At 35.9% G+C, this 25,411-nt stretch carries 19 protein-coding genes and 1 tRNA gene; 15 read left to right on the forward strand and 5 right to left on the reverse strand.

Annotation, left to right across the window (positions count from 1 at the left end; genetic code table 11):
* From L656_RS0100875 to L656_RS0100890, 4 genes are all read right to left on the reverse strand, one after another.
* Positions 1-3,028 (reverse strand): Ig-like domain-containing protein (locus tag L656_RS0100875; RefSeq protein ID WP_024597830.1); only part of this gene is annotated, 3,028 nt, incomplete at its 3' end.
* A 39-nt stretch (positions 3,029-3,067) separates the two neighbouring features.
* Positions 3,068-4,189 carry a FecR family protein gene (locus L656_RS0100880; RefSeq protein WP_024597831.1) on the reverse strand — a complete coding sequence of 374 codons (1,122 nt, stop codon included), beginning with the start codon at positions 4,187-4,189 and terminating at the stop codon, positions 3,068-3,070.
* 12 nt (positions 4,190-4,201) lie between these two features.
* Positions 4,202-5,527: a surface lipoprotein assembly modifier gene (locus L656_RS0100885; RefSeq protein WP_024597832.1), complete on the reverse strand. Its 1,326-nt coding sequence runs from the start codon at positions 5,525-5,527 to the stop codon at positions 4,202-4,204.
* 320 nt (positions 5,528-5,847) lie between these two features.
* Positions 5,848-5,923 (reverse strand) — tRNA-His (locus L656_RS0100890).
* A gap of 286 nt (positions 5,924-6,209) precedes the next feature.
* On the opposite strand from L656_RS0100890, the gene L656_RS0100895 reads away from it, so the two are divergent.
* The 15 genes from L656_RS0100895 to L656_RS0100965 all read left to right on the forward strand — a co-directional run bounded on the left by L656_RS0100895 (position 6,210) and on the right by L656_RS0100965 (position 23,597).
* Positions 6,210-7,028, forward strand: a complete 819-nt coding sequence (locus L656_RS0100895) for a mechanosensitive ion channel family protein (RefSeq protein WP_024597833.1) — start codon at positions 6,210-6,212, stop codon at positions 7,026-7,028.
* Between the two features lie 180 nt (positions 7,029-7,208).
* Positions 7,209-7,991: a DUF481 domain-containing protein gene (locus L656_RS0100900; protein WP_024597834.1), complete on the forward strand. Its 783-nt coding sequence runs from the start codon at positions 7,209-7,211 to the stop codon at positions 7,989-7,991.
* 122 nt (positions 7,992-8,113) lie between these two features.
* Positions 8,114-10,789 carry an SLBB domain-containing protein gene (locus L656_RS0100905; RefSeq protein WP_024597835.1) on the forward strand — a complete coding sequence of 892 codons (2,676 nt, stop codon included), beginning with the start codon at positions 8,114-8,116 and terminating at the stop codon, positions 10,787-10,789.
* Between the two features lie 113 nt (positions 10,790-10,902).
* Complete coding sequence (locus tag L656_RS0100910) at positions 10,903-11,883, forward strand: Wzz/FepE/Etk N-terminal domain-containing protein (protein WP_024597836.1); 981 nt, start codon at positions 10,903-10,905, stop codon at positions 11,881-11,883.
* Between the two features lie 117 nt (positions 11,884-12,000).
* On the forward strand, positions 12,001-12,936 hold the full coding sequence (locus L656_RS0100915; protein ID WP_024597837.1) for an exopolysaccharide biosynthesis polyprenyl glycosylphosphotransferase: 936 nt from the start codon (positions 12,001-12,003) through the stop codon (positions 12,934-12,936).
* A gap of 24 nt (positions 12,937-12,960) precedes the next feature.
* Entirely contained in the window at positions 12,961-14,127 is a 1,167-nt protein-coding gene (locus L656_RS0100920) for an O-antigen ligase family protein (RefSeq protein WP_024597838.1), read from the forward strand.
* Complete coding sequence (locus L656_RS0100925; RefSeq protein ID WP_024597839.1) at positions 14,120-14,995, forward strand: glycosyltransferase; 876 nt, start codon at positions 14,120-14,122, stop codon at positions 14,993-14,995. Before L656_RS0100920 ends, L656_RS0100925 begins: the two co-directional genes overlap by 8 nt.
* A 17-nt stretch (positions 14,996-15,012) precedes the next feature.
* A complete protein-coding gene (locus L656_RS0100930) occupies positions 15,013-16,131 on the forward strand; it encodes a glycosyltransferase family 4 protein (RefSeq protein ID WP_024597840.1) in 1,119 nt (372 codons plus the stop codon).
* Positions 16,109-17,152 carry a glycosyltransferase gene (locus tag L656_RS0100935; protein WP_024597841.1) on the forward strand — a complete coding sequence of 348 codons (1,044 nt, stop codon included), beginning with the start codon at positions 16,109-16,111 and terminating at the stop codon, positions 17,150-17,152. The genes L656_RS0100930 and L656_RS0100935 overlap by 23 nt, the downstream gene beginning before the upstream one ends.
* Before the next feature lie 104 nt (positions 17,153-17,256).
* Entirely contained in the window at positions 17,257-18,360 is a 1,104-nt protein-coding gene (rfbB, locus tag L656_RS0100940; RefSeq protein WP_024597842.1) for a dTDP-glucose 4,6-dehydratase, read from the forward strand.
* Position 18,361: 1 nt separating this feature from the next.
* A complete protein-coding gene (rfbA, locus tag L656_RS0100945) occupies positions 18,362-19,237 on the forward strand; it encodes a glucose-1-phosphate thymidylyltransferase RfbA (protein WP_024597843.1) in 876 nt (291 codons plus the stop codon).
* Positions 19,237-19,929, forward strand: a complete 693-nt coding sequence (locus L656_RS1000000122940) for a GNAT family N-acetyltransferase (protein WP_024597844.1) — start codon at positions 19,237-19,239, stop codon at positions 19,927-19,929. Before rfbA ends, L656_RS1000000122940 begins: the two co-directional genes overlap by 1 nt.
* A gap of 2 nt (positions 19,930-19,931) precedes the next feature.
* Complete coding sequence (gene rffA, locus L656_RS0100955; RefSeq protein WP_024597845.1) at positions 19,932-21,062, forward strand: dTDP-4-amino-4,6-dideoxygalactose transaminase; 1,131 nt, start codon at positions 19,932-19,934, stop codon at positions 21,060-21,062.
* On the forward strand, positions 21,052-22,095 hold the full coding sequence (locus tag L656_RS1000000122565) for a TDP-N-acetylfucosamine:lipid II N-acetylfucosaminyltransferase (RefSeq protein ID WP_024597846.1): 1,044 nt from the start codon (positions 21,052-21,054) through the stop codon (positions 22,093-22,095). Before rffA ends, L656_RS1000000122565 begins: the two co-directional genes overlap by 11 nt.
* An 80-nt stretch (positions 22,096-22,175) precedes the next feature.
* Positions 22,176-23,597, forward strand: a complete 1,422-nt coding sequence (locus tag L656_RS0100965) for a lipopolysaccharide biosynthesis protein (RefSeq protein WP_024597847.1) — start codon at positions 22,176-22,178, stop codon at positions 23,595-23,597.
* 240 nt (positions 23,598-23,837) lie between these two features.
* On the opposite strand, the gene L656_RS0100970 is transcribed toward L656_RS0100965, so the two are convergent.
* Positions 23,838-25,208 carry an MBL fold metallo-hydrolase RNA specificity domain-containing protein gene (locus L656_RS0100970; RefSeq protein WP_024597848.1) on the reverse strand — a complete coding sequence of 457 codons (1,371 nt, stop codon included), beginning with the start codon at positions 25,206-25,208 and terminating at the stop codon, positions 23,838-23,840.
* Positions 25,209-25,411 lie beyond the last annotated feature (203 nt).

Consider the following 25,411-nt stretch of genomic DNA (forward strand, 5'->3'; position numbering starts at 1 on the left):
GTGTATATTGAATTTGATTGCCAACCACTGAGACTGAGCCAATATCTGCCGAGGCTGCGCTGATAGTGAGGCTATCACCATCCACGTCTGAATCATTTGCTAATACGTTTATTAGTATTGGCGCAGCATCTTCAGCCATGGTAGCCAAGTCTGCGTTTGCAACTGGGGCATCGTTTACGGGAGTAATAGTGATAGTTAATGTTGTTGTACTTGTACCACCGCTACTATCGCTTACAGTATAAGTAACTGTTGCTAAACCGTTGCTGTTAGTCTCAGGAGTGTATTGAATTTGATTGCTTATCACTGAGACCGAGCCAGTATCTGCCGAGACAGCGCTGATAGTGAGGCTATCGCCATCCACGTCAGAGTCATTTGCTAATACGTTTATTAGTATTGGAGCAGCATCTTCATCAATTGTAGCTGAGTCAGCGTTTGCAATTGGAGTATCATTTATTGGTAGTATAGTAATTGTTAAGTTAGTAGTTGCAGTACCGCCGCTTCCATCACTTATTGTGTAGCTAATAATTGCTGTTCCATTTGTATTAGCAACAGGCGTGTATTGAATTTTATTATCAACAACAGATGCAGAACCAATATCTGCAGTAGCAGCTGTTATTGCAAGAGTATCGCCATCAATATCGGAGTCGTTAGCTAATACGTTAACTAATACCGCAGGGCCATCTTCGTTCATCGTTACTGAATCAGCATTTGCAATAGGGGCATCATTAACGGGTGTAACTGTAATAGTCACACTAGCTGTTCTGTCGTTTATACCTTCATTACCAGCGCTATAGCCATCAGTAATGGTGTAAGTTAGTACTATCTCACCTGAAAAGTTGGCTGGTGGAGTAAACTCTATTTTTCCGGCAACAATAGTCGCCTCTCCAACAATATTTTGTATGTTAGAAATAGTAATTGTATCGCCATCTGCATCAGTGTCGTTAGCTAGCACATCTAATAGAGATGCAGAGCTGTCTTCACCTAACGTATATTGATCGTCATTGGCTTCTGGAAAAGTATTAACACCGCTTTCACTTAATGTTACTTGGGCTGTCGCGGTTAAGCCTTGCTCATTTGAAATTGAATAAGTAAAGCTGTCTACACCAATAAAACCTAAGTCTGGCTGATAGGTGAACGAGCCATCAACTTTTAATGTAAGCTCGCCATTTTGAGTTGTATTAATTGCAGTGGTATTAACTGATAAATCGCCAGCTTCAATATTAAAATCGTTAACTAGTAGGCCATTTTGCGTAGTTACTTCAAATAGTTTATTTTTACTAAATTGATAGGCATCATTTTGTGCGACAGGGTTATCAGGTGCACTGTTTATTATTAAAGTTACTGTCGCTGTAGAAGTCGCACCTAAAGCGTCGATAGCTTGATATTGAAATTGATCAACACCATTAAAATTAGCATCTGGTATATAACTAAAACTGCCATCAATAGCTAATAATAGTTGGCCATGTGTAGGTGCTACAATAAATGTTTCATCAACTGAAAAACTGTCATTATTTGGATCAGTATCGTTACTAAGCACGCCATTGGCTGCTGTAACCACAAGTGTTTCATCTTCGCTTAAACTATAGCTATCATTTTTTGTTATAGGGGCTACGTTAGTGTTTGTACTTACAATGGTTACATTTGCAATAGCCTGAGCACCTTGTGCATCAACAACTCTATACTGAAAGCTGTCTTCACCTTGCATGTTTTGCTCGCCCTGGTATTCAAAGCCACCATTATCAAAAAGAGTTAATTGTCCTCTTGTCGGTTCGCTAACAGGCGTTGTATCAACAGTTAAGTTATCTAAGTCTATATCGCTATCGTTAATAAGTAAGCCAGGCGATAGGACAACTAAGGCTCCATTGTTTGTAATGTTATAAGTATTATCAAGCGCAATAGGGGCGTCATTAACAGCTAAAATAGTTATCTCTACAACTGCGGTGTCTGTCATACCTAGCTCGTTAGCAACTTGATAGCTAAAGGCATCTTCACCATTAAAGTTTGCAATAGGGATATAAGTAAAATCCCCATTTTCATTTATATTAAGCGTGCCATGCTGCGGTAGAATTAAGGCATCAGCATTTACACGTAAATCGCCACTGTATTGATTCGTATCATTTGTTAATACGTTGCCTTGTAGAGTTTGATCTTCATTTATCTGAAACTGATCGGCATTAGCTTCTGGCGCAAATGCAAGCTCTCCACCCACTGGTGCTATGTTTATTGTATTAGCAAAGCCACTTTCACCACTGCCATCAACACCGGTAATAAGTACTTGATAACTTTTATCTGTCAATGACTCGGTAATGCTTAGTGTAGTATCTTGAATACTTAAAAATTGTTGCCCGTTTTCTAACTCATTAATATTAGTAGATGAGACACCCGCTTGAGTTGCAATATAAACATTATAACGATTAAGTTCGGGGTTAGCTTGCCACGAAATATTAATATTATCTTCGTCTCGCTGAGCCGTAACCCCTTCAATTTGATATGGTTGCCAGTTAAAAGTGATTGCATCAGCAAGGACTTGGTTATCTAAAGTGTCAGTTATCCATATTTCTAGGCGTATCTCTCCTGGAGTTACCCCATAAAGCACAGGACTGAGGCCTATAATTGATTTTTCGTAGTCAAAACCACAATCAGAAGAACACAGTGATATTCTTTTATTTACGCTAGGGAGCACCAAATTAACTTCAGCAATGCCATCCGCATCCGAAGCTTCAAGTAAAAAAGAAACATTGCCTTGCACGGTTTCGTTTATTTGTGAAAAAACAATATTAGCGCGCGTATTGGCTATGCTTGATCCAACAACTCCTCTACTTGAAGTGACAGCACCTAAAACTTTTGTATTCTTGGTTTGATTACTTGCTATAACGCCAGCTAAATTTATATAGCTAGTCACTGTTGGCGTTAATACTTCAGCTGTAGGTGATTGTATAGTCTCTTGAGCAGGGCTTTCTTCTGAACCTCCACAAGCACTTAACAAAAACACCATAGAACCAAGCAAAAATATATTTTTTGCTGTCATTTTAAATACTCCATAATAAAAGCTTTGTATCCAATGTGTTTATGGTTCTAATTTAAAAGAACCGCTAGCATTTACATCAGGATTATTTATTTCGTTAAGATTAAAGTTGCCAGTAATGTTGTCTAAGTCATTCAAAAATATTGCCTCAACATCACCTTCGGCTTTATTGTTACCATGGGATGCAAATGTAACGGCTAGGTCAAGTTCGCTTAAATTTATTAAGCCGCTGTAGGCTGCATACCAATTTCCGTCGGCGTCATTAAAACTAATTTCGCCATCAGGCACTGTGCCATTATCAAAATCAACGGCCATAGTCATAGCAAAGTCAGTAACAGCACCCACACTCGAATTTACATTAAAGCTTGATGCTTCATAGTTAAATACACCTTGGCGCTGAGCTATTTGATCTACTAAAGACGCGCTGCTAACTGTTTGAAATTGTTGTTCAGAATATACATCCATAGCATCTGTATCTGTTTCAAAGGCATTTACTTCAACTTCAGTTGCAGCTACTTGCTCAGTTTCTTCTTCGTTGTCATCTTTAGGATCGATCGTTACAATATTTTGATCAAACACACGTGCCGCACGCGTCGTTTTTAATACTTCACCAGTGGCTGTAATTTGCGCAAACGAAAATGCTTCGTTATCACCCAAAGAAACTACGCTATTATTTTCTAAAGTTAAATCTATTGCGCCATCCCATACAGCTAAAAATACATTGCCTTCAACGAGCTGAACTTCAAAATGTGTTCCACGTATACCAATAGAGCCCACGGGAGTTTTTACACTATAAGAGCCGCCATTTTTTTTAATCACACCCGAAATAGAGCGTAAACCACCTTTAAGTAACTCAATGGACGCAGAGCCTTGTTGGGTATTAGCATCAAATTCGTAGTTAGCAATATTTAGTTCTGAATTTTCTTTTAAAGCGATTAAACCACCATCCGACATCGAAAACTGCGCTTTACTTTTCTCTCCAGTCGTAATGCGATCTACACCAAAAACGGTATCTCTGCGCTGCAACTGTCGTTGTTGTTCAGAGCTTCCATCAACCGCAAGTACTGAGCCTCGCGCTAAAATAGTTTTACCAGCAGGATCATTTGCTTGCGTATAAAAACTTACACACAGTAAAGTGGTAATTACAGGGAGTAAATGTTTCATAAATACCTTAAATTAAAATGAGTAAGAAGCGCTTAAATTGATATCTAAACGGTCATATTCGAATAAAGAAATATTACTGGATTTATCTTGATAGTTTGCAGCCAACTGTATTGCTAAATCACGATTAACTAAATAGCGAACAGTAGTCGAAAGCATAAAGAGGTTATCGGCACGTTCTTGTAAAAATAAAGGGTGATCTTCTTTATAATTAATCCATTGGTATCCAGCAAGAGACAACAACTGCCAATGTTGAGCCAGCTGAGTGTTTGCTTGGTAGTACAAGCTAGTAATATTTCGGCTATTAAATTCGCCTTCAGTAATATCGGCTTTTTCGTTTTTGGCGTTAACGCTTAAACTTTGAAACCATTGATTAGTTGCATAGCTAGCACCTGCATTTAATGTATAAAACGAATTATCGAGCTTTTCATCAAACCTATTATTCAAAACACCAGCAGTCGCAGAGCTAAATAAATTAACTTGTTTATTCAGCTTATAATTAGCACCTGCTGTTAAAGTTGATTCAGTACGATAAAGATCGCCATCAAGCAGTAATGGAGTCGTCGATACTTGTGCAAACCAACTTATGTCATTTTGTTTATATTGATAAGCAGCATTAATGTGCGCGTTTATACGATCGTATTGGCTGAGTTCTGCAAATTTGTACCACCCAGTATTAACACTCAAAGTGATTAAACTTTTTTGATCTATAGGGTGGGAGTACTTTCCTCTATAATTTAGTCGCGCATAGTTGTCTTGCGTACTTTTACTTTCTGGCGATAATAAAAATTCACCAATGTTAGGAATTATAATTGTATCTTCTGCCGTACCTGCATTTACGTTGCCATCAACGCCAAGGGCAAGCTCAATATTTTGCTTATAAGAACGCCTAGCTTCTTGTTTTTTAAGTGTGGTTGTATCAAGTAACGACTGTGCTGAAGACTTTATGTTATTAGGTGTATTAGGTGAGTTAATCAGTATTAAAGCTTGTGTGTCAGCAGCAGGTAAATTATTAACTGTTAAATAAGCGCGCACTAAATACAAGCGAGCTTGATACCACCTTGGGTTGTTTTCAACCACACGTTCAAAGGCAAATACAGCTGGCGCCGGATGTCCTGTTTTAAGGGCAGAGATCCCTAGTAAAAAATCGTATACGGGTTCACCCAGGTACTGGTATTCACTATTACTTTTTTGATAAGCCTGAGTATATTTTTTTTCAGAAACTAATTTTTGAAGTTCAATCAGTAGCTTATTATATTCATCATTGCTTTGAGCCAATGAGTTAAAGCTCATTACAGCTAAACAACTACACAGTAAATTTCTTAAAACCTGTTTAATCATGCTTAATTTTATATCCCAGTAGAAGTTTGATGTTTTGCATAAAAAGAGATGTATGTACTAGAAATTTAGCACTTTTTGTACTTAAGTACAGCCAATGTAATCACATTGGTTAAATAAATGTTATTTAATTTAGGCTAAATACTTGTTTAATAAATCTTCTAATTAAACTTATTAAAACAGAAGAGGTTGCTGATAGACTGCTTTAGCTTAAAATAGTAATTAATTTGGGTAACAAAGGTTAGATATTCTGTATAGGATATAAAAAGATAATTTAGGGAGATTATTGAAATATAAATAAAGGGTATTAATAGGAGAAAAAGTGGGGCGATTGACGGGGCTTGAACCCGCGACAACCGGAATCACAATCCGGGGCTCTACCAACTGAGCTACAACCGCCACTACACACACCTTGTTTGGTGTGGCGCGCATAATACATAAAATAATAAATGTTGTGAAGCCCAAAAGTGAAATAAATTAAAATAATTTAAACCATGCAAATGTAATCAGCGTTGGGCAACTAATATTTATCCATACCAGGGGATATATTTGGCACAGAATTACCCCTAAAAAATCGAATGAAGTTATGTTTAATAGTATTAATTCATTATTTCATGAGAATAAATTGTAAATTAATGTATAATAATGCTCGGAAAACGCTTAATAAAAAACATTTGGAGTAAATATGGATTCAGTACTTAATTGGCTTAACGAAAACTCAGGCCTAATCTTACATTATGGTATTCAAGCTGTTGTTGCGCTTGTTATCTTTTTAATTGGTAGTCGTGTTGCTAAGTTTTGTTCTAACTTAACTGAAAAAGGTTTTGCTAAGAAGAAAGTAGATAAGGCAGTTGGATCTTTTGTTGCTAGCATCGTGTTCACTCTTGTGTTCGCAGTAACCATATTAATGGCACTTTCGCAAATTGGCATTGAAACAACTTCGTTCATCGCTATTTTAGGTGCTGCAGGCCTAGCTGTTGGCTTAGCATTACAAGGTTCACTATCTAATTTTGCATCAGGCGTGCTAATTATTTTACTTCGTCCGTTTAAATCTGGTGACTTTGTAGAAGCTGGTAGTAAAATGGGTACTGTTAAGAAAATCGAAATATTTTCAACTGAGCTTCGTACTCCAGACAATAAAGTAATCATCGTACCAAACTCTCAAATAATGTCTGGTGCTATTACTAACTTCTCGCGAGAGTCTACTCGACGTATCGATTTAGTTATTGGTGTTGGTTACGATGCTGATTTACGCCAAGCAAAAGAAGTACTAAAATCTGTATTAGATGCAGAAACACGCATACTTAAAGACCCAGCTTATACAGTAGCTGTATCTGAGCTAGGTGATTCTAGCGTAAACTTTATTGTTCGCCCTTGGGTTAACGCTGCAGACTACTGGCCTACTTACTGGTCATTAATGGAAAATATTAAAATTGCATTAGATGATGCAGATATTGCCATCCCATTTCCGCAAATGGATGTTCATTTACACAAGCAAGACTAATTTTAAATACCTATTAAATTAAGGTTCTTCTTAATTGTTGTAGCAGTAAAATTGCTTATAAAATTTTCATGTGGATTTTCTGCATGAAAATTTTTAATTTAATTAATAAGCTATTTAGCTTGCTCTAACAAGTAACGCTTTAATAAAATAGATATACATTTATACAAAGGTTATTTTTTAATGAAATTAAAGCTTTTATCAGTTTTAGTTGCAGCATCTGCTGCAACAAATGCATTCGCTGCAGACGCAGATCAAAAAACGTGGGAAGTTACCAGTGAACTTGGTGCTATTATCACTAGTGGTAATACCGAAACAACCACACTTAAAGGTGGTATCAAGGTACAACACAACCTTGAAAACTGGAACAACGAATACAAGCTAGACGGCATCTACAAAGAAGATGAAGTTGAAGATGCTGATGGCGACAAAAATAAGCAGCGCACTAACGAAAAGTACTCAATTTCTGCTCAAGGCAATTACAAATTAAATGAAGATCATTCTCATTTATTCATTTATGGTTCACACGTTTCAGATTATTTTGGAGCATATAGAAGTGAGTCGGTAATTTCTGCTGGTTACGGTCTACGTTTATTAAACGAAAAGACAATGTGGTTAAGCGCCGAAGTTGGTCCTGGTTATAAATATTTTGAATACCCAGATGACAGCACTGAAATAGATGATAACGGTAACTCTCTTGCTGGCGAGTTTGAAGGCGAAGTAATTGCCTTAGGTAAGTTAGATTACAACTGGCAAATTTCTGAAAGTGCCCGTTTTACCCAATTAGTTGCTGTGGAGTACGGTGATACAAACACTAAAACTCGTTCAGAAACTGCATTGCTTGCAAAAATAAACGGCTCATTACAAATGAAAGTAGCTTTTAATGTTACCAACAACTCAGACGTTGCTGATGATAAAGAAAGTACAGATACTGAAACGTCATTCACGTTGGTTTACAGTTTTTAACCAATGTAACTAAGTTAATGACACAAAAGTGACAAAAGGGGCGAAAGTCCCTTTTTTATTTGCTCAAAATTAATGTATTATAGCCACCAATTTTGGTTGTAGACCTAGGGATATACCTACTCGTGAAAGTTTTTACACAATTTATTAGTGCTTTTATTCTACTTTGTAGTTTTAGTACTTTGGCTTTTACGCCAACAGCTTCTCAAATTGAGCAATTTAAAAAGCTGCCAAAAGCTCAGCAAGAAGCCCTAGCAAAACAATACGGTGTTGATGTTTCAACAATCACCGGTACAAACCAATCCAATAATCAAAATAATACAGAGCAACAAAACAGTATTGGCGAGCGCGCAGAGCCAGAGAAAGAGCAGCTAACAGATGAAGAGCGGTTCAAACCAAAAGCAGACGAATTAAAACCATATGGTTACGAGTTGTTTGCAGGTGAACCAACTACATTCATGCCGAGTGAAAATGCTGCAGTACCAGATACCTATATTGTAGGCCCTGGCGATCAGTTAAAAATCAACTTTTATGGCAAAGAAAGTGACAGCTTTGAAGTCATAGTTGACCGTGAAGGGCGTATTAGTATCCCTGATCTAAGCCCTGTAGAAGTGGCTGGTTTAACCTTTGCTGAAATTAAAGAACTAATAAAAGTAAAAGTAGAGCAAGAGGTAATAGGTGTAAAAGCTTTTGTATCGCTTGGTCAGCTTCGTAGCATGCGTATTTTAGTGCTCGGTGAGGCTTACAAGCCGGGTAGCTATAGTGTTTCTTCATTAACAACCGTTTCGCATGCATTATTTGTAAGCGGTGGTGTATCTGATATTGCTTCTCTTCGTAACATTCAAGTTAAACGAGCTGGTAACGTAGTTGCAAATTTTGACCTTTACGACTTACTTATTAATGGCGATAGCAGTAATGATATTGTATTGAAATCGGGCGATGCTGTATTTATTCCATCGGTTGGTGCCCAAGTAAGAGTTGAAGGGGCAGTAAAGCGACCAGCTATATTTGAACTTAAAAAAGGCGAGTCGGCAAAGCAGTTATTAGCAATGGCCGGAGGTCTTAAACCAAATGCCTATGCCAAAAGTGCAATTGTAGAGCGCTTTAACTTCGATCGTAAAGAAGTACTCTCGGTAGATTTTTCAAAATCACAAATTAACTATATTCCACAAGATGGCGACCGTATTCGCTTTAATTCAGTTAGCTCTCAATATCAAAATTCGGTTAGCCTAATTGGTGCAGTAGCACGCCCAGGCAATTATCAATGGCACCAAGGTAAGCGTATTTCTGATGTACTTAAATCAGTACGTGGTGACTTACTACCGCAAGCAGATTTAAGCTATGGACTCGTAATCCGCGAAATAAATATAAACGGCGATATAGAAGCGCATCAGTTCGACGTTGCTCAAGCGATTATTAAAAACCCTGAAAACAACTTACAACTTAAAGCTAATGACAAAATTGTTGTATTTAGCCGTTTTGAAGAAAAAGAAGTAGAACAATCAGCTCTAGCAAATATGGCTCTTAGCCAAGAGCAACAAGAGCAGCAACAAAAAGCCGAGCAATGGCATAAGTTTGAGCAAAAAGAGTTCGAAAAATACATTGGTGTTAATCAAGAAGGTGAAGAGCTTGTTCTTGAAGACAATAAAATACTCACTATTGCTGAAATTTCTAAACGCAAAGCAAAAGAAGAAGACCAAGAACTCAAACCTGAAGATTATGCATTATTTAGTCGCTATAATTTATTAGCGCCAATTATAGCTAGATTTAAGCAGCAAGCTTCAGTGAGTCAAGCTATGCAACTTGTTGAAATTAGCGGGAACGTTACATTTCCAGGTATTTACCCATTAATGGTTGGTGGTGAAGTGCGTGATTTAGTTACTGCTGCCGGTGGATTGCTGGAGTCGGCTTATGTAAAACAGGCAGAGATTACTCGGATTGTTGAAAGCGACAGCTCTCAAATTGAGCACTTACGCCTAGATTTAGAAAGCGCAATGCGCGGCGATTTACAGAGCAATATCATGCTAAAGAGTAAAGACAGTATTAACGTATTTGCTATCCCAAACTGGCAAGAAAACGTAAAAGTAGAACTTAAAGGTGAACTCAGATTCCCGGGCACTTACACTATCCGCCGTGGCGAAACATTAACAGAGCTATTAGAGCGCGCAGGCGGCTTCTCTGAATTTGCAGAGGAGAAGGCTGCAGTATTTACTCGAGCTTCTATAAAGGAACAGGAGCAAGAGCAGTTAGCTCGTTTATCAACAGAGCTACGCCGTGATATTGCATCAAAAAGCTTTCAAAATTCAGTAAGCAGCAACACACTTTCGTATGATGAAATGAATATGCTTCTAAATGATTTAGCAAGTGTAGAAGCTGTGGGGCGCTTAGTTATCGATTTACCTTTAATTGTTGAAAACAAACAAAACTTAGTACTTCAAGATGGTGATGTTTTGTATGTACCTAGTAAGCGTGATTCAATCAGTGTGATTGGTGAGGTTAATTACTCAACATCACACTTGTACAAAACGGGCGTTAGCGTTGATGATTACATTGGTCTGAGCGGTGGTCTTAAAGAGCGCGCTGATGAAGATAGCATTTACATAATTAAAGCTAACGGTTCGGTGAAAATTCCTGATACAGGTGGCTGGTTTACGGCTAATAATACAGAGCAGTTAGAGCCTGGTGATACAATAGTGATACCAATGGATGCAAGTCATATGGATAAGCTAACACTTTGGAGTACAGCAACGCAGATTATGTACCAACTAGGTGTAGCGGTTGCTGCTATTAGTGGTATTTAATAGAAAGTATGTTTTTTCTAATGGCTTGAGTAGAACGAAAGTATTTCTAACTTAAGTTTGTATTAGCGCTATTAAAACTATTTTAATAGCTGATAGCAAAATATGAGATGTAAATGGATAATAGCTCTAATAATCATACAGATAAAAATAAGCCTATGATTGCTTATGACATTGCTGATGACGAAATCGACTTAAGAGAACTGCTTACTGCTATTTGGCAGGGTAAATGGATTATTATTGTAGTAACCATTTTATTTGCAGTGGCGTCTGTTTTTTATGCGATTAATCAGCCTAACATTTATAAGTCAGAAGCTTTATTAGCACCTGCAGAGCAAGAGCAGCAGGGAGGACTAGGTGCATTAGCAGGTCAGTTTGGCGGTTTGGCTAGTTTAGCAGGTGTTAGTTTAGGTGGCGGTAGTGTAGATAAAACTCAGATGGCACTTGAAGTGTTGCAATCGCGTAAATTTACCAGCGAGTTTATTAAAAAATATAATATATTGCCTGATTTAATGGCCGCAAAATCGTGGAATAGTCAAAATAACACAATAAATTATAACAAAGACCTTTATTTAAAAGGTGAAGCTAAATGGGTTCGTGAAGTTGAACCTCCTTTTAAGGCTGAACCTTCAATGCAAGAAGCTTACAAAGAGTTTACAAAAGTACTTTCTACAAATGCGAATAAAGAAAATGGTATGGTGACTATTTCAGTAGAGCATGTATCACCATATATTGCAGAGCAATGGGTAAGTTGGCTAATACAAGAAATAAACTCAACCATGAAACAGCGCGATGTAGTCGAAGCAAATAAAAGCACTAGTTTTTTAATTTCACAAATACAACAAACCAAAATTGCTGATATTCGTGCTGTACTTTATAAATTAGTAGAAGAGCAAACAAAAACCATTATGTTCGCTAATGTACGAGATGAATATGTTTTCAAAACAATTGATCCAGCTATCGTGCCAGAGAAAAAGTTTAAACCGCAAAGAGCTTTGATTTGCTTTGTAGGGGTTTTGTTAGGGTTTTTTATTAGTTGTGTCTTTGTCTTAATGAGATATTTTATTAAACAGGGAAATAGTAAACCTATAAAATAAGTCAGATTAGGTTAAAACTATAAATAAATTTTAAATAAACACTACTTTCGATGATTAAACTTTGAGTCATAAGTAACACGGTATTTATTTACACATAAGACAAATTGGAATTTTTAATTGTTTACTAAGAGTTTTAAATCAAAAAAAGAAGCATTAAAGCAAAATAAAATATATGTATTTTGCCCAAATGAGTGTGTTTCTAATATTGTAGAAATTATTAATGCCCATTCATTTGAGCTTGTAATTAATGACTTCTCACTAATTGACTTTACTGAAAAAGTCATATGTCATTATAGAAGTGCGCAGCTTACAGATGAACAGCGCGCTTTTTTAGTAAGGGCAACGGAAAGTGGTGCCTGGGTAGAGCCATTAGTTAGTTATCTAGATGGTAGATTAAACTATACAGAAGTACATTTATTGAATAGTAGCTACTTTCTACATCAAAAGGCATTTTCAATCTTATCTAATAAGAGAACTCAAATAACTAAAAGAGTTTTAGACATCGTAAGTTCAGTATTTTTACTTATTGTAACGTTACCGTTTTCATTAACTGCTGCATTATTTATTAAATTAGAAAGCCCTGGCCCTATTTTATATAAACAAAAAAGAACAGGCCAATACAATGAAGAGTTTAAAGTTTACAAATTTAGGTCAATGCGTAGTGATGCTGAAAAAAATGGTGCTCAATGGGCTAGTGAAAATGATGTAAGAATCACAAAAGTAGGTAAATTCATTCGAAAAACACGGATTGATGAAATACCTCAGCTAATAAATGTTCTACAGGGAAGTATGTCAATAGTCGGTCCTAGGCCCGAGCGAGAAGTCTTTATCAAAGATCTTGAAAAAGAAATTCCGTACTACCGCTTCCGTCATGCAGTGAAACCCGGTGTTACCGGTTTAGCGCAGGTTAGGTACCCATATGGCGCATCGGTAGAAGATGCAATTTGGAAGCATAAATACGACATTTATTATATTAAGCACCACTCTACAATATTAGATTTAAAAATTCTTATGCTTACAATTAAAACTGTAATTTTTGGTATGGGCCGCTAACAGCGTGAAGGGTTAAATCAATAAATGCAGCTTCATGAAGCCGTTAAAAAAAATAAATTAGGCTTAAATAGATCACTAAGCGCAATATTTATAAGCATTTTAATTTTCTCGATTTATAACCGAACATTTTCGCTTGGTTTTGATATTCGGTTTTTAGTTTTCCCGTTTTTTATTTCGAGTTTAATTATTGCATTGCTAGTAAAAGTAAAATTTGGTGATTGGGTAGTACCTACTCGCGCTGTTTTACTAACATTATTACTTACATTAATAGTGATTCAAGATCAAATTGCTTGGCAATTTTCTGATATTGATAAGAATACTACCGTATATAAAAATGTAATTATTTTGTATATATATAATTTTTTAATAGCTATTTATTTTTTGCTAAATAAAAAATATTTAAATGATAAAGTATTAATAAATTCAGTGCTCTTATCTAGCTTTTTTTTGTCTCTTTCTTGCTTGTACCAAGCTATGACTGGCGATTTACCATTTGTATCTATAGGGTCTTCCGGTGAAGCATTTGAGGATAAACTATCATTATTAGGTGTAAGGCCATCAGGTTATGCACACGATCCAAACTATACTTCACTACTAATGGTTTTTAGTATTTATATTATTGTTAATATTAAAAAAACTATTTTTAATAGAGCTCTATTATTAGTCTGTTTGCTTACCCTTTTTGCCTCAGGTTCAAAAACTGTTTTATTAATCAGTGCTCTCCTGTTGGTTAGGTTAATGTTTATTAAATTAAAAATTAAAGTAATTTTCAACATAGGTTTCATTGCTTTTATTTTGTTCGGCGCTGTAATTGCTTTCTCTCTTTTTGAGCACTTATCAACGTTTTCTCAGCGATTAGTTATGTGGCGATTAGCTCTAGATGGATTTTACGAAAGACCGGTATTAGGGTATGGGATAACAGGGGTAAGGAGTTTACTCGAGTTAAGTATGCGTTATGTTCAACCTCATAATGGATGGTTAGCTATATTAGTAGATCATGGGATAGTGTTATTTACGCTTATTATTTCTGGTTTTACATATATGTTATTTAATACGCAAAAAAGAGCTAATAGATACCTAATAATAATATTTTGTTTTCTCTCAATTTCTAATGAAATGTGGGTGTACCCATACTGGATACTTTTTTTAGTAGTTCCATTTGTATATAACTTAGGTGAAAAACGTGTCTAATCAAGAACAATTAGTAAGTGTATATATTCCCTCTCACTATCGTCCTAGTGACCTTAGTAGATCACTCAATTCGGTTCTGATTCAAACACATACTAATATTGAGGTGATAGTAGCCTTGGATGGGAAGTGTGAAGACTCTATTTCTCTTTTAGAAGGCATTGCAAATAAAGACCATAGGCTAAAATTCTTAGTTAATGAGCAACCTAAAGGGGCATGTAATGCAAGGAATCGTGCTATTGATATGGCCTCTGGGGACTTTATAACTGGGCTAGACGATGATGATATAATGGAACCCGATTGTATTCAAAGTTACCTTGCAGCTTGGAATGATAGATATGCATTACTTTGTGCTGATTATTCTATCTTTGGGGTGCACTCAAACAGGTTTGATTTAAATAAAACTGAGTATACACACTTTGATCTCGTTGAAAAAAATTACGTGGGGAACCAAGTATTTACAAAGTTAGATACTTTAAAAAATAATATTTTTGATGAAAAAATGGTTGCATGGCAGGACTATGACTGTTGGTTTCGCGTTGTTTTAGCTCAAAATAAGCCTTTTTTAAAACTGGGAAAAAAGCTATATAAAGTAAATGTGGATCCAAATAGAGAAAGAATTACAACGGGCACTAAAACAGCAACAGGTGCTATACAGTTTTTAAGTAAACATGCTGAGTATTTGAAAGACAAAGTAACATTCTGGTTACTGAATGATCTTGTAAATCGAGGGCAAAAAATCCCCCTGTGGTTAGTGGTTGCTCTTTTGTCTAGTTCACAATCGAAAAGAGCTGTTTATTTTTTTCTTAAACATTCCTTTTTAGGAAGTTTAGTATTTTCATTAAAAAACTTTTTAGCAAAGTTTAATTAATTCATTTTAAGGAATATATGAAAGTTCTTTATTTATTAAACTCAAATGGAGTTGGTGGTGCTGAAGCATCAATCCGTAGAATGGTCGATCGAAAATTTGTTCAAGGCAAGGTTGCCCTTTTGTGGAACCATAATAATGTTCAAAAGAATTTTTGGAATGGCAGGGAGTTGACTCAAGTAACAGATGCTAACTCTCCACTTGTTGGTGCATTAAAGTCTATATTTGCTATACCTAAATACTTAAAAGGTCAAAATTTTGATGCCATTCAGAGTCAGTTAAAAGGTGCGGATTTAATTTTTTCTTTTTTGATTCTTACTGGCCTTATAAAAAAAGATTTTGTTTACGTTGTAAGTTTAAGAAACTCATATGACTTTTATTATGGGAATAGTTTTTCAAACCGCCTTATTGGTAGAATACATAAATTTTTTATTAATAAAGCCGCAGATGTGATTGTTGGTGTTTCAAAGCAAGATATTGATAGGTTTACACAGGCGTTTGGAAGTAAGTTTAAAGTTATTGAAAATTCAGTAGATATTTCTAACTTTAAAGTAAAAGAAAAATCTATATTAACTAAAAATGTAAAAGTAGTTTTGGTAGGAAACGTTAAATATAGAAAAGGTTATGATCGTTTAAGTTCACTTATTCAGTACCTTAATAAATCATATCCTGATTATAGATTCACTTTCTCGATTGCAGGCGCCATAGAAAGTGAGCAATTTAAAGCCGAGGTTTTGAGTTTAGCTAGTGATAATGCTGCTATCGAATTTTTAGGAAAAGTTGAAAATATAAATGAGCTACTCGTATCGTCAGATATTTTTTTATCGTTATCTAGAGAGGAAGGGTTGCCAATTTCTGTACTGGAAGGAATGGCCGCTAAACTACCTATTTTGCTATCAAATATTCCAGCGCATAGTTTGATTTTGGATCCTACGGTATCTGAAAGTATTTTATTTAATAATGATAAAGAGTTGCAAGAAACTTTTAGTAACTTAATTGAATCTCAATCTTTAAGAGAGGAAGTTATTCAAGCGCAACATAAGAAGCTTTTAAAAGATTTTAGTTTAGAGCGAATGTGTTCAGAATACTTACAAAGCTATAAAGCAGGTTGCACAGATGAAACTACTGCTTCTAACTAATTCCTCCTCTGGGGGAGGCGCTGAAAAAGTTTTTAATAGCCTAGTTGATGGATTTACAAAACATAGCAGTTGTGAAACTAAGCACTTGTATTTACAAGAAGGTTCAGTAAGTAAGTTTTGGAAGATTTCAGGCTTTTTTAAGTTTATTTTCCTTATCTTAAAATTTAAACCTGATGTTGTTCAATCTCATCTGTTGTATCCAAATATTATAAACTCTTTTTTATCTGTCTTTATGAGGTATAAATCACAGCTAGTCTGCCACAGTAGTTTTGAGAGATTTCAGCGTAGCAGAAATGCATGCATCATTCGCCTTGCCTATAAAAAAGCTAATAGTATAGTATGCATTTCTGAAGAAATGCAGAAACAAGCAAAGATATTTTTATCTAGAGATGACATTGAGAAAATATATAATCCACATGATTTAAAAAATTATCAAGATCTTTCTTTTAAAGATGTCAGTCCAATTCCATTTCAAAACTTTTTGATTTCAGTAGGGCGCCTAGTTGAGTCAAAACGAATAAAGGATATATTACTGGCTTTAAAAGCCTGTAACAAAAAAAAGAATCTAGTAATAGTTGGAGATGGCGATACTCGTGATGATTTAACTGCATTAGCTAAAGAATTAGACATAGAAGATAGAGTATTTTTTGTTGGGCATTCAAGTAACCCCTATCCATACATTCTTAAATCAGAAGCAATGTTATTAGCGTCAGAAACTGAAGGTTTTCCTAATTGTTTAGTAGAATCTCTTGCTTTGGGTATTCCTATTATTACTACTAATTGTAAAACAGGCCCTGCAGAACTTTTAAGAGTCAGTTATGAAGATGATGTATTACGTGTGCCTTATCCAAACTGTAGCATTTACCCTGTAGGTGATATAGATAGCTTAGCAAAAGCAATAAACTCGCTTAATGATATGTGTGTAGATACAGAGCAATTAAAAGGCCTAGTCAGACATTTAGATTTAGAAGATGTTATAGAGCTTTATTATTTATCTCTGCAACGCTTGCTCAATAGCTAGCCAGCCTATAGCGGTTAGCTTAAATGAATACAAATTAAAATTCTAAGTTAGGTATTAATAGATAGTTAATATACCTAATTTTATCAAATATATTAGGGTGTATAGTGAAAATACTCATAACTGGCGGGGCGGGCTTTATAGGCTCTGCTGTAATTCGCCATATTATAGAAAACACTAATGATTCAGTTATTAATCTCGATAAGTTAACTTATGCTGGTAATTTAGAATCATTAAATTCAATTGCTAGTGATGACCGCTACGTATTTGAGCAAGTTGATATATGTAATCGTACTGAACTCGATCGTGTTTTTAAAATACATAAACCAGATGCAGTAATGCATTTAGCTGCTGAAAGTCATGTTGATCGTTCAATTACTGGGCCGGCCGAATTTATACAAACTAATATTGTAGGCACTTACAACTTATTAGAAGCGGCTCGTGAATACTGGAATACATTAAATGACGATGATAAAAAATCATTTAGATTTCATCATATTTCAACTGACGAAGTTTACGGCGACCTTCCACATCCAGATGAGCAAGAAGGTAATGCCTTGGGTAAAGAGCTACCTTTGTTTACTGAACAAACATCTTATTCACCAAGTAGCCCTTATTCTGCAAGTAAAGCATCGAGTGATCACCTAGTGCGAGCCTGGTTACGAACATATGGATTACCTACTATCGTAACCAATTGTTCAAACAACTATGGGCCTTATCATTTTCCTGAAAAATTAATACCTTTAGTGATACTTAATGCCCTAGAAGGAAAAGATTTACCTATTTATGGTAAAGGCGATCAAATTCGTGATTGGTTATTCGTTGAAGATCATGCTCGAGCTTTATATAAGGTAGTAACTGAAGGTAAAGTTGGTGAAACCTATAATATTGGTGGCCATAACGAAAAGCAAAACATTGAAGTTGTTAAAAGTATTTGCAGCATTCTAGATACTTTAGTACCTAAAGATTACTCGTACTCAGAGCAGATAACGTATGTGACAGATCGTCCTGGCCACGATCGACGCTATGCCATCGACTCGTCAAAAATGAGTACAGAGCTAAACTGGACACCAATAGAAACCTTTGAAACAGGCCTACGTAAAACGGTTAAGTGGTATTTAGATAATCAAACGTGGTGTCAAAACGTACAAGATGGTTCATATCAGCGTGAGCGACTGGGCGAAATAAATATGACAGCTAAAGGAAAATAGCATGAAAGGAATTATCCTTGCCGGAGGCTCCGGTACACGCCTTTATCCTATTACTATGGGTGTATCCAAGCAGTTACTTCCAATTTACGATAAGCCAATGATCTATTACCCGCTATCAGTTTTAATGTTAGCGGGAATTCGTGAAATATTAATTATTACGACCCCTGAGGATAGTGCTTCATTTAAGCGTTTACTTGGTGATGGTTCACGATTTGGTATTGAGCTTAATTACGCAATTCAACCTAGCCCAGATGGATTAGCCCAAGCGTTTATTTTAGGTGAATACTTTATTGGCAACGATGATGTGTGCTTAGTTCTTGGTGATAATATTTTTTATGGTCAAGGATTTAGTCCTAAGTTAAAACATGCAGTCGAGAATGCCAAAAATGGGCAAGGAGCGACTGTATTTGGTTACCAAGTAAAAGATCCGGAACGTTTTGGTGTCGTTGAATTTGATGAGAACCAAAAGGCTATTTCCATTGAAGAGAAGCCAGCTAAACCAAAGTCTGATTTAGCGGTAACCGGTTTATATTTTTACGATAATTCTGTTGTAGAAATAGCCAAACAAGTTAAGCCCTCGCATAGAGGTGAGCTAGAGATAACGTGCTTAAATGAAATTTATTTAAAGCAAAATAAGCTAAATGTTGAAATACTTGGTCGCGGCTTTGCCTGGCTTGATACAGGTACGCATGAAAGCTTACTTGAAGCAGCGCAGTTTGTTGAAACCATAGAAAAGCGTCAAGGTTACAAAATAGCGTGTTTAGAAGAGATTGGTTTTAATAATGGTTGGCTAACAAAACATAAAGTGGAAGAGTTAGCTGCACCTATGCTGAAAAATAGCTACGGTAAGTATCTAATGGATTTAATATCAAAGTAATGAGCAACTATTTTTCTCAAAGAGAATGGGATAGCCAGTTTTTCGAGCGTAAAATATTTTCGTTAGAATTACCTGTTCCTAAGATAAAAAGTAATGATTGGCCTATAGACTCACTTATAACTATAAAAGCTAGCTCTACAGATTACCTAAGCTTAAATACTATAAATGAGTATTGCTTTAGTTTTATTGAAGGCGAGTTGGTATTTAAAAAAGATATCAAGGCAAACTCAAAAGCTTTTACAAGTTTTGAAGCTTACATAGCTAATCATGGCGCTATTGAAGAGCTTAAATGTATCGTAAGTGACTTATATATTAATAGTCGCTTTCGAGAACCTTGGTTTTCGGCACAAGAGCGAGACAGTTTTTACCAAAAATGGGTTGAAAATGCCGTCCTTTCAAAGTTTGATGATTGTTGCCTAGTGATAAAAAATGATGATGTTATATCTGGTTTTGTAACAGTCAGGGTTCGAGAGGAAGAAGCAACAGTAGGGCTTATTGGTGTTGCTTTACCCTACCAAGGACAGGGTTTAGGCAAAAAACTACTCGCACTTGTTGAAAGCTATTGCATTGCTAAAAAAGCTAGAGTAATTAAGGTTGCAACACAAACAAGTAATATTTCGGCTGCAAATTTATATAGTAAAAATGGTTTTGCTATTGCTGATATTTCGTATTGGTTCTACAAACAGGTTTAAAGATGATTCCTTTTAATATGCCTCCTAAAACAGGCAACGAGTTAAAATACATAGAGCAAGCTATTAACTCTGATAAGTTATGTGGTGATGGGCAATTTTCAAAAAAATGTGAAGCATGGATAGAAAGTAATTTTAATACCACAAAAGCGCTGCTAACGCCTTCGTGCACAGCAGCTCTAGAGCTTGCGGCTATTTTAATTGATATTCAGCCAGGCGACGAAGTTATAATGCCTTCATATACATTTGTATCTACAGCGAATGCGTTTGTATTACGTGGTGCAAAAATTATATTTGTTGACGTTCGCCCGGACACAATGAATATTGACGAAACACTCATTGAAGCAGCGGTTACGGCTAAAACAAAAGCAATAGTGCCCGTACATTATGCAGGTGTCGCTTGTGAAATGGATACAATACTCGCTATCGCAGAAAAACATGACTTGTGGGTAGTAGAAGATGCTGCACAAGGCGTAATGTCTACCTATAAAGGGAAAGCACTAGGAACTATTGGTCATATAGGCTGCTATAGCTTTCATGAAACTAAAAACTACTCATCGGGTGGTGAAGGTGGGGCAATTTTAATTAATGACCCTAAATTGATTGAAAGAGCTGAGATTATACGTGAGAAAGGAACAAATCGTAGCCAGTTCCTGCATGGCATCGTCGATAAATATACGTGGCAAGACATAGGGTCGAGCTTTTTACCAAGCGAGTTACAAGCGGCTTATTTGTATGCTCAACTTGAAGCAGCAAACACTATAAATAATTTTCGTTTATCAATATGGGATTATTATTACAGTAAACTTAGCCTAAAACTAAAAGCGGAACAGTTACCTTATATTCCCGATTCAATAAAGCATAACGCGCATATGTTTTATATAAAATTAAGCTCAAATGAAGAGCGAAATGAATTTATTAGTTATATGAAAAAGCAGGGAATTACGACACCTTTTCATTATATTCCACTGCACTCAAGCCCTGCGGGAGAAATGTTTGGAGAATTTGTAGGTGATAATACTTACACGACCCATGAAAGCGCAAAACTTGTCCGTTTACCACTGTACTTCGGAATGACCCACGTTGAACAAGAAAAGGTTGTTAAAGCAGTTGAGGATTTTCTCCGTGGGGGCTAAAAGGATATTACATGTAGCAGAATGTGATAAATTTATTCCTCCATATATTAGATTTATAAACCAAAACTTTAATAGTGATGAGCATGAGTTTTTAATTAAAAATGGCATGGCTGATGATGAGCTTGAAGATGCTAAGAATATCTGCTTGTCAGGGCGTTCGACTTTATTAAAGGTAAAGCACCATACTCAGTTAATAATAAAAATGCACCGAGCTGATAAAATTATATTACACAGTTTAATCGATATAAAAATGGTTCAAATACTAAGTGTTATGCCTTGGTTGCTTAAAAAGTGTTATTGGATGATATGGGGAGCAGACTTATACGCCTATCAATTAAAGCGTGTCACTCTCAAAGAAAAGATAAATGAATTTTTAAGGCACAGGGTAATAAGTGGGCTTGGGCATTTAGTTACATACTTAGAAGGAGATGTAGCTCTTGCAAAAGACTGGTATGGGGCTAAAGGAAATTACCATGAGTGCTTAATGTACACGAGTAATTTATACAAACAATACAAACTTCCCGCAGTTGATAAGGTGAGGGTAAATATTCAAGTAGGCAACTCAGCCGACCCGAGTAACAATCATATAGAGGCGTTGGAAAAGTTATTACCGTTTAAACATCAAGATATTTGTATTTATGTACCTTTATCGTATGGGCATCAAGAATATGCGCAGCAAGTAATAAAGCAGGGTAAAGAATGGTTTGGTGATAAGTTTCAACCCCTTACGGAGTTTATGCCATTTGATGATTATTTATTATTTTTAAGCTCAATTGATATTGCCTTTTTTAATCATAAGCGGCAACAAGCTATGGGGAATACAATAACTTTATTAGGCCTTGGTAAAACTGTTTACTTGCGAAGTGGAACCACACAATGGCATTTTTTTGCTAAAAAAGGTATTAACGTTGGCGATATTGAAAAGCTCATTAATTTAGATTGCCACAAATCGCCCAAAAATATTGAAATTGTAAAAAATTACTTCTCTACAGATAACTATAAAAAGCAACTTACCCAATTATTTGATAAGTAACTACTTCAAAATCTTTAATAGTCGTTGTTTTATAAATAATATTCTATTGGGGTTTACTAGTATGTTGGAACATAAAAAATATGACCCCAAAAAAAATTCTATCTTTCGCATTGGGCCCAGTAGGTGGTGCTCTTTTAGGTTTTGTTAGTTTGCCAATTATCACTTGGTTTTTTACTCAAGAAGATATTGGTCGTATAGCTATGCTAAATGTAGTGGTAGGTTTTTGCACACTCTTTTTTAGCTTAGGGTTAGATCAAGCGTATGTACGTGAATTTCACGAAGTAAGTAATAAACCAGGCCTATTAAAAGCGTCATTTTTCCCAGGTTTAAGCTTATTAATTATTAGCTTATGTTTACTATTCAGTTATGGTAATACAATCTCGTTATGGTTATTTGAAGTTAATAGCCAATTTCTCAGCCTGTTAGTAGCTTTAGCTGTTTTATGTGCTTTTATGTCTAGGTTTTTATCTTTAATTTTGCGAATGAATGAGCAAGGCTTCGCCTACTCAATGAGTCAACTGCTTCCTAAGCTACTTCTAATAATTATTATCTTAGGTTATGTTTTATTTTCTGTTAATAAAAATATTACTAATCTTGTAATAGCCAATGTTGCAGCTATATCATTAGTTTTTTTTATATATGCGTGGAATACAAAAAGCGAGTGGATTGCAGGACTTAAGGAAAAGCTAGATTTTAATCAGTTGAAAGGTCTTTTAAGCTTTGGTATGCCACTGATTTTTGGCAGCTTGGCATTCTGGGGGCTAACTGCGTCAGATAAAATATTATTAAAAGAGCTCTCAAATTTTGAGCAGTTAGGGCTTTACTCTGTTGCTGTTAGTTTTGCTGCCGCTGCGACCATTATTCAGAGTGTTTTCTCTACTGTTTGGGTTCCCGTTGTATATAAGTGGGCTGCAGCAAATGAAAACCTTGATAAAATATTTAAAGTAAACCGATATGTATTATTAGTCGTTATTATTTTATTTTGTTTGGCTGGCCTACTCTCTGCGGTAGTAACGTTTATACTACCGGATAATTACAAAGCGGTTCAGTGGATTTTAGTTCCGTGTTTAGGATATCCATTGCTTTATACTCTATCCGAAACAAGCGTCGTAGGCCTAGGTATTACCCGGCGCACCGGATTTTCAATGCTTGCTTCTGTAGTTGCTTTTGGAGTTAACTTGCTAGGAAACGTCTGGTTAATTCCAAAGTATGGTGCAATTGGCGCCGCTATAAGTACGTGTTTTTCTTTCTGGGTATTTTTTATATTAAGAACTGAATTTTCTATTTACTTTTGGAAAGCAATTCCTAGGTTGGGTATGTATATTTATACAACTTTACTGGTATTTGGTTCTGTTATACATGCATTATACGGTAGCAGTTTACAAAATTATTTTGCGTTATATTGGTGTCTGATATTATTGAGCTTATTTTTCTTTTTTAAAAATGAAATTTTTGAAAGTAAAAGCTTTATTGCAAAAAAAATATCAGGAATTAAGCCTTAGCAAACTTTCTTTGGCTGCTACAATTAGGTTAACCACAAATAAATGCATAAACATTTTTAAAGTTAGCCTAATAAACAATTAAAAATATTCGATCATTTCACTAAGCGACTATTAACAGTTATTTGGCTGCACTCTCATGACTTTTTTTGAAGGAAAAACAGTCTAAATACAAGTGTTTAATTATCTTCTATTTGAAGTATGTGCGTATCAGCTTTAAGTAATTCTCAAATTAAAGCTTTATTACTTACCTATCTCAACTTCAACATCATTATCTAAAACCTCTTTGTACCTTACTGCTAACGCACCTTTTGCATCATCATCGCCATGCACAATTTTTATATGGCTTGGCTTTTTATGCATACCCGTTACAAACTTAATTAATCCGTTTTGATCGGCATGGGCGCTGTACCCGCTAATTGTATGTACTTTTGCGTTTATAGTAATGCGAGCATCATTTATAAAAACATACCCATTACGCGGGCCATATTTTTGAATTTCGCGGCCTAACGTTTTGTTTCCTTGGTAACCTACAAACAATACATCGGTGGTTTTGTCACTTAAAAACCGCTCAAGATAATTAACTATTCGGCCACCAGTGCACATACCGCTTGCTGCTAATATTATGGCTGGTGTTTGCCGCGAACTTAAATAGTTAATAATAGCCATGTGCTCTTTGTGTGAATCAACCGTAGTTAGGTTTTTAAAATCGAGCGGGTGCCTACCGTTTGCAACTTTGCGTTTGGCCTCGCTATCCCATAGGTACTTAAACTTTTTGTATTGCTCAGTAAAATTGGCTGCCATAGGGGAGTCGAGTATTACGTGAATGTCTCGCCACTTAGACTTTTTAGATGAGCTATGTATGAGTTGCTCAAGCTCATATAGCAGCTCTTGTGTGCGGCCAATACTAAAAGCTGGCACTAACACCACGCCATTATCGCTAACAGCGCGTTCAATAATGTTTTTTAGCGTTTGAGTGCGCTCTTTACGGCCTTGATGATTTTTATCCCCGTAGGTTGATTCAATAACGAGGGTATCGGCTTTATAGGGCGCTTTAGGCGAAGGGAGTAGCGGGGTATGCGGTGCGCCTAAATCCCCTGAAAACACAACGCGATGTTTGTTGTTATCATTATTTGTAATATCAATTTCAACGTAGGCAGAACCTAATATATGGCCTGCACGCTGAAACCGCGCTTTAGCTTTATTGAGCCCTTTGCAAGGTAGTTCAAACCACGTTTTATAATCTACAGCAACTATGCGTTTATTTAATAAGCTTAAGCAGGCAGCTATAATTTTAGGGTCGCGGGTTACACCCACTTTTAAAGCATCTTCTATTACTAAAGGTAATAAGCTGGCTGATGCAATACTTGTAAAAATAGGGCCTTTAAAACCGGCTGCTAATAAATAAGGAATTCGGCCAACATGGTCAATATGGCAATGGGTAACAATAAGGGCAGTAACATGGGTAATAGTAAACTCAATTGAAAGATCGACTTTAGAGTCTTCGCCTTGAAATAACCCGCAATCAATAAGCACACTTGTTTGCTCGTTAACTACCAGCTCGTGGCACGAACCAGTAACGCCGTTAACCGCTCCGTGGTGAAGTATTTGCATTGTGCTTCCTTGTCATCAATTTGTTACATTGAATTTTAAGGTAGAAGTAAAGCCATAATTATTCAAGGTTCTAACACTTGAGCTAAATTAATAACCTTATCTAGAAGCATGTACCCACCTGTAGGCGCGAATTTACTTCGCGCTCATGTTTTAACACCTAAAAAAGCGAGGTATAAAACCTCACCTACAAATATGTGCCAACA

Source organism: Pseudoalteromonas sp. TAE56 (genome assembly GCF_000497955.1).
Lineage (GTDB): Bacteria > Pseudomonadota > Gammaproteobacteria > Enterobacterales > Alteromonadaceae > Pseudoalteromonas.